This window comes from Actinomycetota bacterium (assembly GCA_013152275.1).
Classification (GTDB): Bacteria; Actinomycetota; Acidimicrobiia; order Spongiisociales; family UBA4744; genus BMS3Bbin01.
Genome location: JAADGS010000025.1, coordinates 14,581 through 30,138, shown reverse-complemented (window position 1 = coordinate 30,138; position 15,558 = coordinate 14,581). Strand labels below are relative to the sequence as shown.

Here is a 15,558-nt window from a genome sequence, read left to right as displayed (position 1 = left end):
CGGGTCGTAGTCGACCGTGATGGCATGCAGATCGACGACACAGTAGATCGCGTCGTAGTCATCCTGCAGGCGCGCCCAATTGCGCAACGCCCCCAGATAGTTGCCGATGTGGATCCCTCCGGTGGGCTGGATCCCGGAGAAGACGGTCTTACGTTCCACGGTTCCTCCATGAGAAACGCCGGGGCTCGACGCCGCCGGCGAGATATCGAACACGCGCCGCGACGATCAGCAGGGCCACCACCGCGCGGGTACATGCACATTCACCATTGGGAGGCTACCGAAGAACCCGCCGGGATTCCAGCTTCAGAACCCCCCAATCGGCGAACCCAGGGCTCAGGGGGGTCGTGACGACGCATACGAGCCCTGGGTTCAAGGTTTCCGGGTCGGTACCATCGTTCCAATGACCCGAATCGTCGTCACCCGCAGACCGCCGGGATCAGCCGTAGAGCGGCTCGAGAATGCCGGCACCGTCTGGACATGGCCGGAAGACCGCGCGCTGCCGCGAGATCGTCTGCTCGCCGAGATCCGAGAGGCGGACGGTCTGCTCTGCATGCTCACCGACTCGATCGACACCGACGTGCTCGATGCGGCGCCGAGGCTGCGAGCCATCAGCACGATGGCCGTCGGAACAGACAACATCGACCTGGTGGCGTGCACCCGGCGGGGCATCGCGGTGGGTCACACACCCGACGTGTTGACCGAGGCGACCGCCGACATGGCATTTGCATTGCTGCTGAGCGCAGCCCGACGCGTCGTGGAAGGCGTCGACTACGTCAAGGCAGGGAAGTGGCAGCGGTGGGAACCGGCGTTGCTGCTCGGAGCGCAGGTTCACGCGACGACGCTCGGCATCATCGGTCTCGGCCGCATCGGCACCGCCGTCGCAAAGCGTGCCGTCGGGTTCGAAATGCAGGTCCGGTACAGCAGCCGCAGCCGTCGTCCGCAGGTCGAGGCCGCCCTCGGCGTCGAGCACAGGACCCTGCAGGCCCTGCTCGAAGAGGCGGACCACGTGCTGGTTGCCTGCCCGCTCACCGCCGAGACGCATCACCTGATCGGAAAGGACGCGTTTCGACGCATGAAGCCGACGGCCACACTGACCAACATCGCCCGGGGAGCCATCGTGGACCCCCGTGCGCTCGAGTGGGCACTGCGTACCGGTGAGATCGCAGCGGCCGCACTCGATGTGACGGACCCGGAGCCGATCCCTCCCGACGATCCGCTCCTGACCCTCCCCAACTGCGTGGTCGTTCCGCACCTCGGATCTGCCACGGTGGCAACGAGGATCGCCATGGCGGACCTCGCCGCAGAGAACCTCATCGCCGGCCTGCGAGGCGATCCGATGCCGGCATGCGCGAACCCCGAGGTGTACCGGCGGCAGGAACGGCGATAACCTGCGTCCATGAACCCCGGCGACTACCACATGACCTCGGATGAGTTCCGGCGACACGGGCGAGCGGTGATCGACTGGATCGCCGACTACCTGGAACGGGTCGAGGATCTGCCGGTCCTCTCGCAGGTACGGCCAGGAGAGATCCGTGCCGCGCTGCCGCAGAGCCCGCCACACCAGGGAGAACCGTTCGGAGAGATCCTCGGTGACCTCGACGACATCATCCTCCCCGGGATCACCCACTGGCAGTCGCCCAACTTCTTTGCCTACTTCCCCGCGAACAGCTCGGGGCCCGCCGTCCTCGGAGATCTGGTCTCGTCCGGCCTGGGGGTCCAAGGCATGCTGTGGACGACCAGTCCGGCGGCAACGGAACTCGAGACGCATGTCATGGACTGGCTCATCGAAATGCTCGGCCTCCCCGAACGGTTCCTCTCGAGCGGCGCAGGCGGTGGCGTCATCCAGGATTCGGCCTCCTCGGCGACCCTCACCGCCCTGCTGGCGGCCAGAGAACGGGCAACGGGGTTCGTGTCGAATCGTGAGGGAGTCGATCCACGGCTCGTGGCCTACACGTCGACGCAGGCGCACTCTTCGCTGGAGAAGGCGATCAGAGTCGTCGGTATCGGATCCGATCGACTTCGGATGATCGACGTGGACGACACGTTCGCCATGATCCCCGAGGCGTTGGATGCTGCGATTCGCGCCGATCTGGAAGCGGGGCTGATCCCCGCGTTCGTGAGCGCGACGGTCGGGACGACCTCGTCGACGGCGATCGATCCGATACGGGCCATCGGAGAGATCTGCCGCCGGCACGGTGTCTGGTTTCACGTCGACGCCGCACTCGCGGGAACGGCGGCACTGCTGCCGGAGATGCGCTGGATCCACGACGGGCTGGAGATGGCGGACAGTTACGTGTTCAACCCCCACAAGTGGATGCTGACGAACTTCGACTGCACCGCCTTCTTCGTCGCGGACCGCTCCGTGCTGATCCGCACGCTGAGCATCCTGCCCGAGTACCTGCGCAACCAGGCGTCCGAGTCGGGCGAGGTGTTCGACTATCGGGACTGGCACGTGCCGCTCGGAAGGCGTTTCCGGGCGCTCAAGCTGTGGTTCGTCATCCGCCATTACGGCGTGGAGGGTCTCCAGGCGATTGTGCGAGAGCACCTGCGCCTGGCCCAGGAGTTCGCCGAGTGGGTCGCCGGCGATCCCGACTTCGAGCTGGCCGCCCCGGTGCCGCTGAACCTGGTCTGCTTCCGGCATCGCGAAGGTGACGAGCGCAACGAGGCGATCATGAACCGGCTCAACGCCTCGGGCCGGTTGTTTCTCACCCACACGAGGCTCGACGGGAAGTTCACGTTACGGATGTCGATCGGTCAGACCCGCACCGAAGAGCGCCACGTCCGACGGGCCTGGGAGCTGATCCGAGAGACGGCCAACCTGATTTGAGGTTTCTCGTCAATGCCGGCGTCGCTATCCGACGCTGCTATTGACAGGAATCGGGCTGGAGGTTTCTCGTCAATGCCGGCGTCGCTATCCGACGCTGCTATTGACGGGAAGTTCGGCGAGCGACCTGGCAACCTCGGCCACGACGCGCTGCGGGGTATCTCGAAGGTCCCGAGCCGTGTACCGCAAGAGGCGGTAGCCTGCAGACAGAACGGCATTCTGTCGGACTCGATCGTCCGCAAATGTCTTCGGATCGCTGTGGAATCGGAAGCCATCGAGTTCAATCCCCAGTTTCCTCTCCGGATAGGCAAAGTCGAGCCTCGCAACGATCACCCCCAGTCGATCCCGGACCGGATGCTGCGCCATGGGAATCGGCAAACCGGCGTCTGCCAAGAGCTGACGCAATAGATCCTCCAGAGGGCTTTCGGTATCGCCTCGCCACTTCAGTCGGATCTCCAACAACGCCCTTGCCGTGCCTACTCCTGTCCGACCCTGACGCGCGACATCATCGATCACCTCCGCCACCCTTTCGAGTGTGACAAGTCGGTCACGCAACGCTTTGTCGAAGGCCAGGGCAACGGTCCGTCGCCCCACGGCTGCTCCAAGATCGACGATCGTACGCGCGGGTCCCGTCGTAGGAATGCAACGCAGAAGCATCGTCTGATCCGGCGCCAAGTCTGTGGACCGATGGACTACGAAGGTCTTGGGAGACCAGCGTCCACGTCTGATGGCAACGTGCATCTGTCGGGGCCAGGGCAGCATCCCCAGGAGTCCGGCAGCGCTGCCGTGTGAAGCGACTGCGCCCGCGCCGGTCGACAGAACGGCAGCCATCAGGCCCTGGAGGCGGGACGACGGAACGCCACTCAAGGTGAAGACGCCGGGATACACGGAAAGGAAGTGCCCCCTACGAAGCCTGCGATCTACCCCCGATGATGACAAACCGGCATCTCGCGCCTGACGACGTGTAATGACGCCGTGCTGGGAACGTGCGAGAGTGGCGATCTGCTGATCTGGAGTCACACCTCTACGTAGCAAGAATCGGCCTGCAAGGGAAGACCCTCACATTTCTTGTCAATGCCGGCGTCGCTATCCGACGCTGCTATTGACAGGAATCGGGCTGGAGGTTTCTCGTCAATGTTGGCGTCGCTATCCGACGTTGCTATTGACAGGAAAGCGACAAACCCAGCAGCTCGCGCACCATCCATGCCGTAGCCCCCCACAGCACATCGCCATCGAGATCGAAGAACCACACCGGGTGCCCCCACCACATCTCGCAACGCCAGGCCGACTCGTCGCGCAGTTCGTCGAGCGGAGTTCGGAACAGCCTGTCGACCTCCCGCTCGGAAGGATGCAGATCCGGAACACCATCGAGGAACCCGACGACCGGCACGACCGGAAGTCGGTACTGCACCGTATCGACCGCCGGAAGAAAGCCGAGAAGATTCACATCTCCGGGAATGATCCCGACCTCCTCCTCGGCCTCCCTGAGCGCCGTCGCGACGGGACCTGCGTCACCCGGGTCCGGCCTTCCTCCGGGAAAGGCGATATCCCCCGCGTGGGTCGGCATGGACATGGGGCGCTTGATCATGATCAGATGAGCCGCCCCGTCCTCGCGATAGATCGGCACGAGAACGGCGGCGGACGGGCCGCCCGTATTCGGAGCCTCGGCGCTCACCCCGTGGATATTCAACCTGTGCACCCAAGCATCGTACGACGGGCGATAGGCTGTGCAACAGTGGAAACTCTCGATACCGCCGCTCGCACGACCCCCCGCTTCATCCTCCGGCCATTTGAACGGCGCGACGCCTTGCCGCTGGTGGAGGCCGTCAGGGCCTCGCTCCCGGAACTCCAGCAGTGGCTCCCCTGGGCGCACGCCGGCTACGGACGCCTGGATGCGCAGGCATACATACGCGAGAGCATCCGCTCCTGGAAAGAGGGAAAAGCGTTCGATCTCGCCATCCGCGACCCCGAGAGGCCCCGTCACCATCTCGGCAACATCTCCATCTGGTTCCTCTCCAAGTCGTTCCGCACCGGCGAGATCGGCTACTGGGTACGCACCGACGAAACGGCCAGGGGCATCGCCACCGAGGCAACGGGGCGAGCCCTGAAAATCGCCTTTGACGAGATGAACCTTCATCGAGCAATCCTGCGTATCGCGCTCGGGAACCGAGGCAGCGAGCGGGTGGCGGAGAAGTTGGGGTTCGTGCGCGAGGGTGTCCTCAGAGAGGAGATCAAAGTCCGAGGCCAGTGGCTCGACCACTCGGTGTGGGGACTGCTCGACCACGAATACCGAAAAGGCGAGCAGTACACCATCCCCCACTCATGAGGCGAACAGTGCCTCGTGAACGTTGACAGGCTGTCGCCCGGCGGGACTACCTTGCATCGCAACCTCACGTCGACGCCAACATCTCACGAACGTTGACAGGCCGCCGCCCCGGCGCGACTACCTTGCATCGCAACCTCACGTCGACGCCAGCGCCTCGTGAACGTTGACAGGCCGCCGCCCCCCGGCGGGACCCTCCCGCAACATCCGAGACCGGACTGGAAGCCGCTCGTTCGCCCGGATCGGCGAAGTGCGCCTACCGACCGGGCCGTCAGATCGAGTCACGGCCGGACGAGCCCGCCGCCGGACTCCCCATGGACGCAGAAGAGCGGGACCCCGAAGGGCCCCGCTTTTCCTCGAACGAGGGTCTTCTAGAAGTCCATGCCGGGACCGCCGGGAGCTCCGGCAGGCATCGACGGTGTTTCTTCCTTCTTCTCGACGATGAGCGCCTCGGTCGTGAGCAGCAAGCTCGCGATCGACGAAGCGTTCTGAACGGTGGAGCGGGTGACCTTGGCGGGGTCGATGACGCCCACGCCGAGCAGGTCCTCGAACACACCGGTCGCAGCGTTGAAGCCGGACGTACCGCCTTCATCGCGAACCCGGGCGGCCACGACGCCGCCTTCGAAGCCGGCGTTGACGGCAATCTGACGCAACGGCTCTTCGAGCGCCTTGCGCACGATCGACCGGCCGGTCTTCTCGTCGTCGGTACCGCCACGCATCTTCTCCACGACATCCTGGGCACGGAGCAGAACGACACCGCCACCGGGCACGATGCCTTCTTCCACCGCAGCGCGGGTCGCAGACAGGGCGTCCTCGATACGGTGCTTCTTCTCCTTCAGCTCCACTTCGGTGGCAGCCCCCACCTTGATGACGGCCACACCGCCGGCGAGCTTCGCCAGACGCTCCTGAAGCTTCTCCCGATCCCAATCGGAATCCGAGTTCTCGATCTCACGATTGATCTGCTTGATCCGGGCCTCGACGTCCGCCTTGGATCCTGCCCCGTCGACGATCGTCGTGTCGTCTTTCGTGACGACGACTTTGCGGGCCTTCCCGAGCATGTCGACGGACACGTTCTCGAGCTTCAGCCCGACCTCCTCGGAGATCACGGTGGCACCGGTGAGGATGGCAATGTCCTGCAGCTGCTGCTTGCGCCGCTCACCGAAGCCGGGCGCTTTCACCGCCACGGACGAGAACGTCCCGCGGATCTTGTTGACCACCAGTGTGGCCAGCGCTTCGCCCTCGACGTCCTCAGAAAGGACCATGATCGGTTTGCCGGTCTGCATGACCTTCTCCAGTACGGGAAGCAGGTCATTGACGGCAGAGATCTTCTGGTTGGCGATGAGGATGTACGGATCCTCGAGCACCGCTTCCATCCGGTCGGGGTCGGTGACGAAGTACGGCGAGATGAAGCCCTTGTCGAACTGCATACCTTCGGTGAACTCGAGTTCGATACCGAACGTCTGTCCCTCTTCGACGGTGATCACTCCGTCTTTGCCGACCTTGTCCATCGCCTCGGCGATACGTTCGCCGATCATGGAGTCGGCAGCCGAGATGGCGGCCACGTGAGCGATCTCGTCACGAGACTCGATGTCCTTGGAGAACTCGCCGATGAACTCGACGACCTTGGCAACGGCCTGTTCCATGCCCCGCTTCAGCTCCATCGGATTTGCGCCGGCGGCGACGTTGCGCAGCCCTTCGCGAACCATTGCCTGAGCGAGCACGGTGGCGGTGGTAGTTCCGTCACCGGCGACGTCGTTGGTCTTCGTCGCCACTTCCTTCGCGAGCTGGGCACCCATGTTCTCCCATGCGTCCTCCAGCTCAACTTCCTTTGCGATCGTGACGCCGTCATTGGTGATCGTGGGTGCGCCCCACTTCTTCTCCAACACGACGTTGCGACCCTTTGGCCCGAGCGTCACCTTCACGACGTCGGCCAGCTTGTTCACACCGGCCTCGAGGCCGCGACGCGCGTCCTCGTCGAACCGTAGTTCCTTTGCAGCCATTGATCCTCCTAATTGACGACCGCGAGGAGATCACGCGCGGAGAGGATCAGGTATTCGTCACCTTCCAGCTTGATCTCGGTGCCCGAGTACTTCGAGTAGACGACCGTGTCGCCCTTCTTGACGTCGATGGGTACCCGATCACCACTGTCGTTGATTTCACCAGGACCCACGGCAAGGACCTCGCCGAGCTGCGGCTTTTCCTTGGCGGTGTCCGGGATTACGAGACCGGAAGCCGTACGAGCTTCCTCCTCGTCATTGGGCTTGACGACCACACGGTCACCCAGAGGCTGGAGTTTCATGCAGAACCCTCCTTCGAGTTGCCTTAGCACTCCTGTTCCTTGAGTGCTAAAGGTTAGCACTCTCCGCATACGAGTGCTAATCACGATATCGCGGCCTCACGAGGACGTTGCTCGCTTCGCTCACCGCATTCGGCCCACCGGTATTCGGTACCGCGGCACCGCATCGATACACAGTTGCGGGGCGAGCGTGGCGGCTCGTGCCATTGGCTCCCACGGCGTTCGTGACCGGGATTCGCGACGATCGCCCCGTGACTCCGCGCCGACACCGATCGCGATACGAAATACGAAGTACGCCTCGTGCAGCGATCCTCCTAGAGCTTGTGACGCTGCATCCAGCGTGCGATGTCGGAAGAAGAGATGATCCCGACGAGTCGGCCGTCGCGCACGACCACGACCCTTCGACCCTCCCCGACGAGCCGGGGCAAGAGCGTCTCGACGTCCGTCTCGGATGACACGGCGTCCTCGGGCTCCAGCCGCCGCATCACGTCGGAGGTTCGCACCGTCGGCCAATGCCGGCGATCCACTTCACGAAGCTCGCGCAGGCTGATGAGCCCCCGCACCCTCCCTCCCTCGATCACCGGAAAACAGGAGTAGTTGTGCTGCATGAAGAAGTTGTCGAACAGATCCTGCAACGTGAGGTCACCGTCCACGGCGATGGGTGTCGGCGTCATGATCTGCCCGGCCGTGACGCCATGCAGGACCTTCTTGGTCTCCATCTGCACCAAGGCGGAACCGGCAGCCTGAAACAGGAACCAGCCGAGCACGATCCACCAGAGACCCCCGAGATCGCCTCTCGTAAACAGATCGATGACCCCGACGACGACCAGCAACAACGCCACCCCGCGCCCGCCCATCGCGGCAACCCTCGTCGCCCGATCGAAATCGCCCGTGATCTTCCAGACGATCGACCGCAGTACACGGCCGCCGTCCAGAGGGAATCCGGGCGCCAGATTGAATACGCCGAGCACGACATTCACGAAGGCGAGCCGCTCCGTCAGGTGACGAACGATCGTGCCGTCCGCGAAGAGGAAGGAGAACCCGAAGAACATGGCGCCGAGAATGACCGAAGCGAGCGGCCCGGCGATCGTGATGGCGAACTCGGCTCCAGGCGTCGTCGCCTCTTCTTCGATCTCCGACACCCCGCCAAACACGAAGAGATGTATACGCTTGACTTGAATCCCTCGCCCGACGGCGACGAGCGAGTGACTGAGTTCGTGCACGATGATGCTGCCAAAGAACAGCACCGTCCCGACGAGGGCACCCACCCAGAAGCCGGCGCCCCCTGCAGAAGCCACGGTTCCCTGATCGGCTGCGGCGACGAGGTCGGTCCAGAAGAACATCCAGATCAAGAAGAAGATGATCAACCACGAAGCGTCGGCGGTGATCGGGATGCCGTGGACCCGCCCTATCGGAAACCCTTTGCCATTCATAGCGTCATGGACGGATCGACCGAAGATCCCCAGTCGGAGAAGTGACCTTCGGTGAGGTGATAGGCGCCGGCAGCACCGATCATCGCCGCGTTGTCGGTGCACAGAATCGGGTCGGGAAGGAGAAGGCGTACACCGCGTCGATCCGCCTCCTCCTGCATCCTGGCCCGCAGCCTCCGGTTCGAAAGCACGCCGCCACCGCCTGCCACCGTCTCCGCGCCGGTGTCCTCGACGGCGTTGAAGGTCTTGGTCACGAGCACGTCGACGATCGCCTCCTGGATGGAGGCGGCCACGTCGGCCAGGGGCGGTAGCGTGCCGGCGGCACTCGCTTTCTTGATAAACGTCACGACGGAGGTCTTGAGACCCGAGAACGAGAAGTCGTAGCGTCGATCGGCGAGGGCTCGAGGGAACTTCAGCGCTCGTGGATCTCCGTCCTCGGATGCCTTGTCGATCGCCGGCCCTCCCGGGTAGCCCAGACCCATGAACCGTGCCAGCTTGTCGAATGCCTCGCCGGACGCATCGTCGATCGTCCTGCCGAGCACCTTGTACTCGCCCCAGCGGGGAACGTGCACGATCTGGCTGTGGCCGCCGGAAGCGAGGATCACGACCGCCGGAGGCTCGAAGTCGGTGTGCTGAAGCCTTGGAGCCATCAAGTGCCCTTCCATGTGGTCGATCCCCACGAACGGAATGCTTCGCGCCCATGCCGTCGCCTTGGCGAACGAGAACCCCACCAACAGCGCGCCGACGAGCCCGGGGCCTTGGGTTGCCGCGACGCCGTCGAGATCGTCGGGATGTACTCCCGCCTCGCCAAGTGCCCGATGGGTCAGCGAGCGGATCGACTCGACGTGTGCCCTTGCCGCGACCTCGGGAACGACACCGCCGAACCGCGCGTGGATCTCCGTCTGTGACGCGAGGATGTTGGAGAGGATCTCGGTGCCTCGCACAACCGCCACACCAGTCTCGTCACAACTCGTTTCGAAAGCCAGGACGACAGGGCCGCCGCTCATTGCAGACTCCTTCGGATCTCGTCGAGCCGGGCCCGGTACTCGGGCATGGCAACGTCGGGTGCCCACATCACAAGTGCGTCTTCATCGGTGTAGTACTCCTTGCGAATGCCGACCGGCGCCATCCCGAACTTGCGGTACAGCTCCTGTGCGGTCCGATTCGATGCCCGCACTTCGAGGGTGAGATGATGAGCCCCAAGGTCGAGACCGGCCTCGACCAGCCCGAGCATGAGCCTGGTCCCCAGGCCACGTCCCCGTAGCGATGTCGCAAGTGTGACGACGTGGGCCTCGTCTCCGTTCAAGAGCAGGCCTCCATAGCCGTTGATCGTCCCGTCCGGACCTTCGGCGACCAGGTAGACACGATTGGCGGCAACCACCTCACTGCGCAAGATCTCTTCATCCCATGGCTGGGCGAACGTCTCCCTTTCCAGCGCCAACACTGCCGGCACGTCCTCGACCACCATCGGGCGGATGCTCGTCATGGCAACTCCGACCACGGCACCTCCCTGCGGAACTGTGCCCAGTTGATGTTCACGTCCGGCTCTCTCAGATAGAGCGGCCGAACGTCGCTATTGGACGGAAACTCCTGGCGTTCCACCGGTCCGACCGCCAGACCGAGGAGCGCCTCTGCCGACGGGTAGCGAGGGCGGCCGGCCTTGATCCGATGCAACCCTCGGAGCACGGTTTCGTCGAGGATCTCCCAGTCGCCGACAACGAGAGCATTCTGGGGATCCGACTCGAGCAGGGCGCGCAGGTGGTTCGGAGTGACGATCCTGGGGTCGCCATCTCGCACGACTCCCCCGGGAACCGGTTGGTATGACGCGACGGCCACCTCCCCACGGCGCACATCGATGACGGACCAGATATGGCGGTGACCGGTCGTCGCTTCGAGGGCAACGGCGTCCAGCGAAACGATCGGGACGAGGGGGACACCGAGGCTGGCGGCGAGACCCTGAGCAGTGGCCAGACCGACCCGAATGCCCGTGTACAGACCGGGTCCGATATCGATCGCAATGGCATCTACGTCGGCGGGAACCCATCCGGCCTGGTCGAAGAGATAGTCGAGAGCGGAAACGATGAACGCTGCGTGACCTCTACGATCGACTTTGGCGGCCGACGCGACCGTGCACCGATCCTCTCCGAGCGCGACGGAAGAGGCAGGCGTGGCGGTCTCGATTGCAAGCAGTTTCATTCGAACACATCCTCGAGGCTCCGATCGGTCCATGCCGGCCCATGACCTACGAGACTGATCCGGCGAAGCCCATTCTCTTCGACCTCGAACTGCACCCGCAGATACTCGCCTGGCATCGCCGACTCCACGGCGTCACCCCACTCGACGGCGAGGATTGCGTCGTCGGCCTCGTCGAGCAGATCGAGGTCCGACAGTTCGTTCAGAGACCCGAGCCGATAGACGTCCGCATGGATGAGAGGGATGAAGCCTCCCTGGTAGCGGCGAACGAGCACGAAGCTGGGGCTGGTCACCTGGTCTTCGACACCGAGACCTTCGGCGAGGCCTGCCACAAATGCCGTCTTGCCGGATCCGAGTTCCCCGCAGAGCAGCACGACATCGTTGGGCCGGAGGAGGCTGGCGAGACGGCGGCCTGCCGACCGGGTCTCCACTTCAGAAGATGACGTTATGTTCATCCGAACAGTCCCAGTTGCTCGGGTTCTTCCTCTTCCACCTCGGCCGTCCTGGACAGTACCCCTTCGATCAGCAAGAAGTCCTCGCGCATACGACTCAAGACCGACTCGCCTCCGCGCAGTGCCGCAGCCGGATGAAACGTCGGAACGACGGTGCGATTCCACCAAGGGTACGCATGGCCGCGAAGTCTCGTGATGCCCATCTCCTGCTTGAGCAACAGCTTGGTGGCGAAGTTGCCGAGCGTCGAGACCACGTCGGGATCGATGAGCTGGATCTGCCCGGCAAGATACCCTTTGCAGGCTTCGATCTCGTCCGGCTTCGGGTCCCGGTTTCCGGGAGGACGGCACTTGACGACGTTGGCGATGTACACGTCTTCGCGTCGGAGGTCGACCTCTTCGAGGAGACGGTTCAGAAGCTGCCCGGCCGCCCCGACGAACGGTACGCCTTGTAGGTCCTCGTTCCTTCCAGGGCCTTCCCCGACGAACATGACGCGGGCGTCCGCAGAGCCGTCACCGAACACTACGGTGGTTCTGGTCTCGGCGAGTCGACACGCCGTGCAGGCACGGGCGCGTTCCTCGAGTTCTCGAAGTGCCTCGTGTGCGTCCGTCACGTGTCCTCAGTCGTCTTCCGCCATGTCAGCGCCGCCTGGATCGCATACCCCGTCGCGGCAAACGCTCCTTCGGCGACGGCATCGACGTCGGCCTGAACATTCCCGCAGGAGACCGCGAACGCGGCATCGCCATCATATCGAGTATGCGACGGTCTGACGCACACAGCGAGAGAATCTTGCGCGCGAACGGCGACTCTGGTCAGCTCGGAGCGGGTGAGCTCGGCGTCGGTGGCCACGACGATGAGCGTCGTGTTGGTGTTGGGTACCGGCGGGATCACGGGCGGCCCCGGCTCTGCCGAGCCTCCGGTGAGTGGTGTGCCCGAAAGGGTGAAGACATCCCCGACGGCGTTGACGACGGCCAGTGTGGCCACGGTCGCGTCACCGGCGGTCACGGCGGCGGATCCGAGCCCGCCGGGTTGGAACGCCCCTCGCCACCCGGCGACCAGCGCTCCGGCACCCGCACCGATCGGGCCCGATTCGACGGCTCGATCGGACGCTGCACGGTAGGCCGCCGCGCCTTCGTCGGGCCCGGGCCGGATGGAAGGGTCGCCGGTGAGCAGGTCGTAGATCACCGCAGCCGGCACGATGGGAACCGGACCTGTCGGAGTCGGATACCCGCGACCTTCGGCTTCGAGCTCTCTCATCACACCGTCCGCGGCAGCGAGGCCGAACGCCGAACCTCCGGTCAACAGAATCGCCTGGACGGTTTCGACGCTCATCCCCGGCGCCAGCAGGGCGCTCTCCCTGGTCCCTGGCGCGGCGCCGCGGATCTCGATCGCAACGACGTTCGGCTCCGGGAGCGACACGACGGTGCAGCCGGTCTTTGCTTCGGTGTCGGTCCAATGGCCGACACGGATCCCGGGAACCGCAGTGATCGTGGTCACAGATACCTCCTCGGCAGCCGCGGACCGATCTGACAGACGATCTCGTACGCGATCGTCCCGAGATGTTCGGCCCATTCGGTCGCGGTGATCTCGTCTCCGTTCTGGCTCCCGATCAGCACGACTTCATCTCCGACCTTCACCGACGTGTCGCCGACGTCGACAAGGATCTGATCCATCGTGACGTTGCCGGCGAGTCGATGCCGCCGGCCTCCGATCAGCACTTCGCCCTCGGAGGCAAGGGATCTCGGCAAGCCGTCGGCGTAGCCGATGGGAACGGTGACCACCGTTGCCTCCTTGGGGAGCGCACGCCGACGCCCGTAGGAGGGTCGAATCCCGGCCGGATACCGTCGAACCATCGCCACCTCGGAGACGATCCGCATCGCCGGACGCAACGGAACGTCGGTGATGAGATCCGGCGCAGGGTTGATCCCATAGATGCCGATGCCGATACGCACCATGTCCAAACGCGCCGGGGGATAACGAATGGCACCCGCCGTGTTCGCCGCATGCCGGATGGGGATGTCGATCCCGAGCGTGTCGAGATCTGCCAAGACCCTCGCGAATCGTTCCAGCTGCTCTTCGGTGAAGAGATCGTCCTCGTCGGCGACGGCCAGGTGGGTCCACACGCCGTCGAGCCGCAGGTTCGGGTCGGCGACGACTCTCCTGATGAGGTCCGGCGTGTCGTCGGTCGCCACGCCGACGCGATGCATACCGGTGTCGACCTTGACATGCACCGGAACCGTCCTTGGAGTCACTTCCGAGAGCGCTGCGGCGAACTCCGTCCGATACACGGTCGGCGTGAGGTTCCAGCGGATGACCTCGGCGGCACCCTGTACCGGAGGCTCCGACAGCAGCAGCACCGGGGCCTCTATTCCCGCCTCGCGCAGGCGGATTCCCTCTTCGACCAGCGCAACGGCGAGCATGTCTGCTCCGGCGCCGATGGCGGCTTCGGCAACGGGCACGTCACCATGCCCGTATCCGTCTGCTTTCACGACCGCGCACACAGTCGCCGGAGCGACGAGTTTGCCCAGTGTCCGCACGTTGTCTGCGACGGCGCCGAGGTCGATCTCGGCCCACGAGGGTCTCACCATGCGATCTTCCCGACTTCCGTTGCCAGGAGATCTGCAGTCACCGTCTCTCTCGCACCAAGACGAGCTCCCGCGCGACCGTGCCAGTACGCCGCGGAGCGTGCCGCCGTTTCGGCGTCGAGGCCCCTCGCCCACAGCGCTGCGAGAAGCCCGGTGAGCACGTCACCGGTGCCGATCGTCGCGAGCTCGGGGCCTCCGCTCGTCACGACCCAGCGCTCCGCCCCCATCACGAACGTCGGTGATCCTTTGAGGACGACGACGGTGCCGGCCGCGGCGGCAAGCTCGGCTGCGTGTTCGTAGGTCGCGTCCATGTTGGTGAGGCGGCGGAATTCCCCGACGTGCGGCGTGATGACTGTCGGGGACGGGCGCTCTGCGAGCGCCTCCGGACCGGAGAGCGCATTGATCCCGTCGGCGTCGATGAGCAGCGGACCGTCCCAGGCTTCGAGCAGTGAGGTGACGAAGCCTTCCCGGCCGCGACCAAGACCGGGACCGAGGGCGATCAGGTCGAAGCGTTCCGCGGCCGCGGCGACGGTCTGGGCATCGGCCTGCTCGAACCGAACTCCGCTGCCGATTCCCGTCGTGAGCAGCTCTGGAGCGGCCCCCGCGTAGACGGTCTGCAACGCTCCGGGGCAAGCGATCGAGACCGACCCTGCTCCGGCGTGCAGCGCGGATCGGGCGGCCAGAAGAGGAGCGCCGGTCATCCCCGGTGAGCCGCCGACCACGAGGACCGACCCGGCAGACCACTTGTGGGCGGTACGCGCCCTCTCCGGCCGGGGTGCGTCACTCTCCTCCGTAAGCAGGAACGTTGCGTCCCCACCGACAAGCCCGATGTCGCGCACTTCGAGACGTCCGCAAACGTCCGGACCGCGACCGATGATCTGGCCGACCTTCGGACTGTGGAAAGTCACGGTGGTGGTCGCCGTAAAGACGGACCCTTCGACGCGGCCGGTGGTGCCGTCGAGGCCGCTGGGGATGTCGACGGCAAGGACCGGCATGTCGGTCTCGGTCCACGGAATGAGGACGTCGGGAAGACTCCCGCGAAAGCCCGCGCCGAAGACTGCATCGATGATCAGATCGGCGGGCTGCGGTACTCCGATCGAACGGACCGAGACGCCTTCATCGACCGCTCCCGCGTGCGCCCATTCGGCGTCGGGCGTCTTCGGCTCGGCAAGCGCATGCACCTGCACGGCGACGCCGCGCCGGTGCAGATAACGGGCGGCAACATAACCGTCGCCGCCGTTGTTGCCGGGTCCGGCCAAAACGATCGCTCTGGCTCCGTACCGGGCTCCCATTCTCACCGCGGCGAGGGCGACGCCCAGGCCGGCTCGTTCCATGAGCACGGGGCCGGGATCCGACGAGGCGGCGTCGAGGCGTGCCGATGCGGCGGGGGTAAGCACAGGTTGCATCGGTGTCGATGGTACCTGGGAGCCCGCCATGGTGAGTGCGTCTTGAACCCA

17 protein-coding genes are annotated in these 15,558 nt (G+C 64.8%); 3 read left to right on the top strand and 14 right to left on the bottom strand.

The features are described from left to right. Window positions 1-159: tryptophan--tRNA ligase (locus GXP34_02910; GenBank protein ID NOY54914.1), on the bottom strand; the 159-nt coding region annotated here is incomplete at its 3' end. A 241-nt stretch (window positions 160-400) separates the two neighbouring features. Here GXP34_02910 and GXP34_02905 point away from each other — a divergent pair. Both GXP34_02905 and GXP34_02900 read left to right on the top strand, forming a co-directional pair. Then, the gene (locus tag GXP34_02905; GenBank protein ID NOY54913.1) at window positions 401-1,387 is read left to right on the top strand and encodes a D-glycerate dehydrogenase; all 987 of its coding nucleotides are present in this window, start codon (window positions 401-403) and stop codon (window positions 1,385-1,387) included. Between the two features lie 30 nt (window positions 1,388-1,417). Beyond that, window positions 1,418-2,827 carry an aspartate aminotransferase family protein gene (locus tag GXP34_02900; protein NOY54912.1) on the top strand — a complete coding sequence of 470 codons (1,410 nt, stop codon included), beginning with the start codon at window positions 1,418-1,420 and terminating at the stop codon, window positions 2,825-2,827. Window positions 2,828-2,911: 84 nt separating this feature from the next. On the opposite strand, the gene GXP34_02895 is transcribed toward GXP34_02900, so the two are convergent. Next, window positions 2,912-3,844 carry a DUF559 domain-containing protein gene (locus GXP34_02895; GenBank protein ID NOY54911.1) on the bottom strand — a complete coding sequence of 311 codons (933 nt, stop codon included), beginning with the start codon at window positions 3,842-3,844 and terminating at the stop codon, window positions 2,912-2,914. 139 nt (window positions 3,845-3,983) lie between these two features. After that, window positions 3,984-4,523, bottom strand: coding sequence for a CoA pyrophosphatase (locus GXP34_02890; GenBank protein NOY54910.1), 540 nt, complete (start codon window positions 4,521-4,523; stop codon window positions 3,984-3,986). Window positions 4,524-4,559: 36 nt separating this feature from the next. On the opposite strand from GXP34_02890, the gene GXP34_02885 reads away from it, so the two are divergent. Beyond that, window positions 4,560-5,150, top strand: coding sequence for a GNAT family N-acetyltransferase (locus GXP34_02885; GenBank protein NOY54909.1), 591 nt, complete (start codon window positions 4,560-4,562; stop codon window positions 5,148-5,150). A 368-nt stretch (window positions 5,151-5,518) separates the two neighbouring features. Here GXP34_02885 and groL read toward each other — a convergent pair whose 3' ends face one another. The 11 genes from groL to GXP34_02830 form a co-directional block, all read right to left on the bottom strand. Further along, the gene (groL, locus tag GXP34_02880; GenBank protein ID NOY54908.1) at window positions 5,519-7,147 is read right to left on the bottom strand and encodes a chaperonin GroEL; all 1,629 of its coding nucleotides are present in this window, start codon (window positions 7,145-7,147) and stop codon (window positions 5,519-5,521) included. Window positions 7,148-7,155: 8 nt separating this feature from the next. Further along, window positions 7,156-7,446 carry a co-chaperone GroES gene (locus tag GXP34_02875; GenBank protein ID NOY54907.1) on the bottom strand — a complete coding sequence of 97 codons (291 nt, stop codon included), beginning with the start codon at window positions 7,444-7,446 and terminating at the stop codon, window positions 7,156-7,158. A gap of 311 nt (window positions 7,447-7,757) precedes the next feature. After that, entirely contained in the window at window positions 7,758-8,876 is a 1,119-nt protein-coding gene (locus GXP34_02870; protein ID NOY54906.1) for a site-2 protease family protein, read from the bottom strand. Beyond that, window positions 8,873-9,880: a tRNA (adenosine(37)-N6)-threonylcarbamoyltransferase complex transferase subunit TsaD gene (gene tsaD / locus GXP34_02865; GenBank protein NOY54905.1), complete on the bottom strand. Its 1,008-nt coding sequence runs from the start codon at window positions 9,878-9,880 to the stop codon at window positions 8,873-8,875. The genes GXP34_02870 and tsaD overlap by 4 nt, the downstream gene beginning before the upstream one ends. Beyond that, window positions 9,877-10,359, bottom strand: a complete 483-nt coding sequence (rimI, locus tag GXP34_02860; protein ID NOY54904.1) for a ribosomal protein S18-alanine N-acetyltransferase — start codon at window positions 10,357-10,359, stop codon at window positions 9,877-9,879. The genes tsaD and rimI overlap by 4 nt, the downstream gene beginning before the upstream one ends. Then, complete coding sequence (tsaB, locus tag GXP34_02855; GenBank protein NOY54903.1) at window positions 10,356-11,069, bottom strand: tRNA (adenosine(37)-N6)-threonylcarbamoyltransferase complex dimerization subunit type 1 TsaB; 714 nt, start codon at window positions 11,067-11,069, stop codon at window positions 10,356-10,358. Before tsaB ends, rimI begins: the two co-directional genes overlap by 4 nt. Further along, a complete protein-coding gene (tsaE, locus tag GXP34_02850; protein ID NOY54902.1) occupies window positions 11,066-11,521 on the bottom strand; it encodes a tRNA (adenosine(37)-N6)-threonylcarbamoyltransferase complex ATPase subunit type 1 TsaE in 456 nt (151 codons plus the stop codon). Before tsaE ends, tsaB begins: the two co-directional genes overlap by 4 nt. Beyond that, window positions 11,518-12,129, bottom strand: a complete 612-nt coding sequence (locus tag GXP34_02845; GenBank protein ID NOY54901.1) for a uracil-DNA glycosylase — start codon at window positions 12,127-12,129, stop codon at window positions 11,518-11,520. Before GXP34_02845 ends, tsaE begins: the two co-directional genes overlap by 4 nt. Further along, window positions 12,126-13,088, bottom strand: a complete 963-nt coding sequence (locus GXP34_02840; protein NOY54900.1) for a P1 family peptidase — start codon at window positions 13,086-13,088, stop codon at window positions 12,126-12,128. Before GXP34_02840 ends, GXP34_02845 begins: the two co-directional genes overlap by 4 nt. Then, window positions 13,010-14,104 (bottom strand): alanine racemase, encoded by a 1,095-nt coding sequence (gene alr / locus GXP34_02835; protein ID NOY54899.1) that lies wholly within the window; start codon window positions 14,102-14,104, stop codon window positions 13,010-13,012. Before alr ends, GXP34_02840 begins: the two co-directional genes overlap by 79 nt. Next, window positions 14,098-15,507, bottom strand: a complete 1,410-nt coding sequence (locus GXP34_02830; GenBank protein NOY54898.1) for an NAD(P)H-hydrate dehydratase — start codon at window positions 15,505-15,507, stop codon at window positions 14,098-14,100. The genes alr and GXP34_02830 overlap by 7 nt, the downstream gene beginning before the upstream one ends. Window positions 15,508-15,558: the final 51 nt, after the last annotated feature.

Bases quoted from the DNA above. Each gene is read 5' to 3' on its own strand.
- GXP34_02905 (NOY54913.1), top strand. From the start codon at position 401: ATGACCCGAATCGTCGTCACCCGCAGACCGCCGGGATCAGCCGTAGAG.
- GXP34_02900 (NOY54912.1), top strand. From the start codon at position 1,418: ATGACCTCGGATGAGTTCCGGCGACACGGGCGAGCGGTGATCGACTGG.
- groL (NOY54908.1), bottom strand. From the start codon at position 7,147: ATGGCTGCAAAGGAACTACGGTTCGACGAGGACGCGCGTCGCGGCCTC.
- GXP34_02875 (NOY54907.1), bottom strand. From the start codon at position 7,446: ATGAAACTCCAGCCTCTGGGTGACCGTGTGGTCGTCAAGCCCAATGAC.
- GXP34_02870 (NOY54906.1), bottom strand. From the start codon at position 8,876: ATGAATGGCAAAGGGTTTCCGATAGGGCGGGTCCACGGCATCCCGATC.
- tsaD (NOY54905.1), bottom strand. From the start codon at position 9,880: ATGAGCGGCGGCCCTGTCGTCCTGGCTTTCGAAACGAGTTGTGACGAG.
- rimI (NOY54904.1), bottom strand. From the start codon at position 10,359: ATGACGAGCATCCGCCCGATGGTGGTCGAGGACGTGCCGGCAGTGTTG.
- tsaB (NOY54903.1), bottom strand. From the start codon at position 11,069: ATGAAACTGCTTGCAATCGAGACCGCCACGCCTGCCTCTTCCGTCGCG.
- tsaE (NOY54902.1), bottom strand. From the start codon at position 11,521: ATGAACATAACGTCATCTTCTGAAGTGGAGACCCGGTCGGCAGGCCGC.
- GXP34_02840 (NOY54900.1), bottom strand. From the start codon at position 13,088: ATGGGCCGAACATCTCGGGACGATCGCGTACGAGATCGTCTGTCAGAT.
- alr (NOY54899.1), bottom strand. From the start codon at position 14,104: ATGGTGAGACCCTCGTGGGCCGAGATCGACCTCGGCGCCGTCGCAGAC.
- GXP34_02830 (NOY54898.1), bottom strand. From the start codon at position 15,507: ATGCAACCTGTGCTTACCCCCGCCGCATCGGCACGCCTCGACGCCGCC.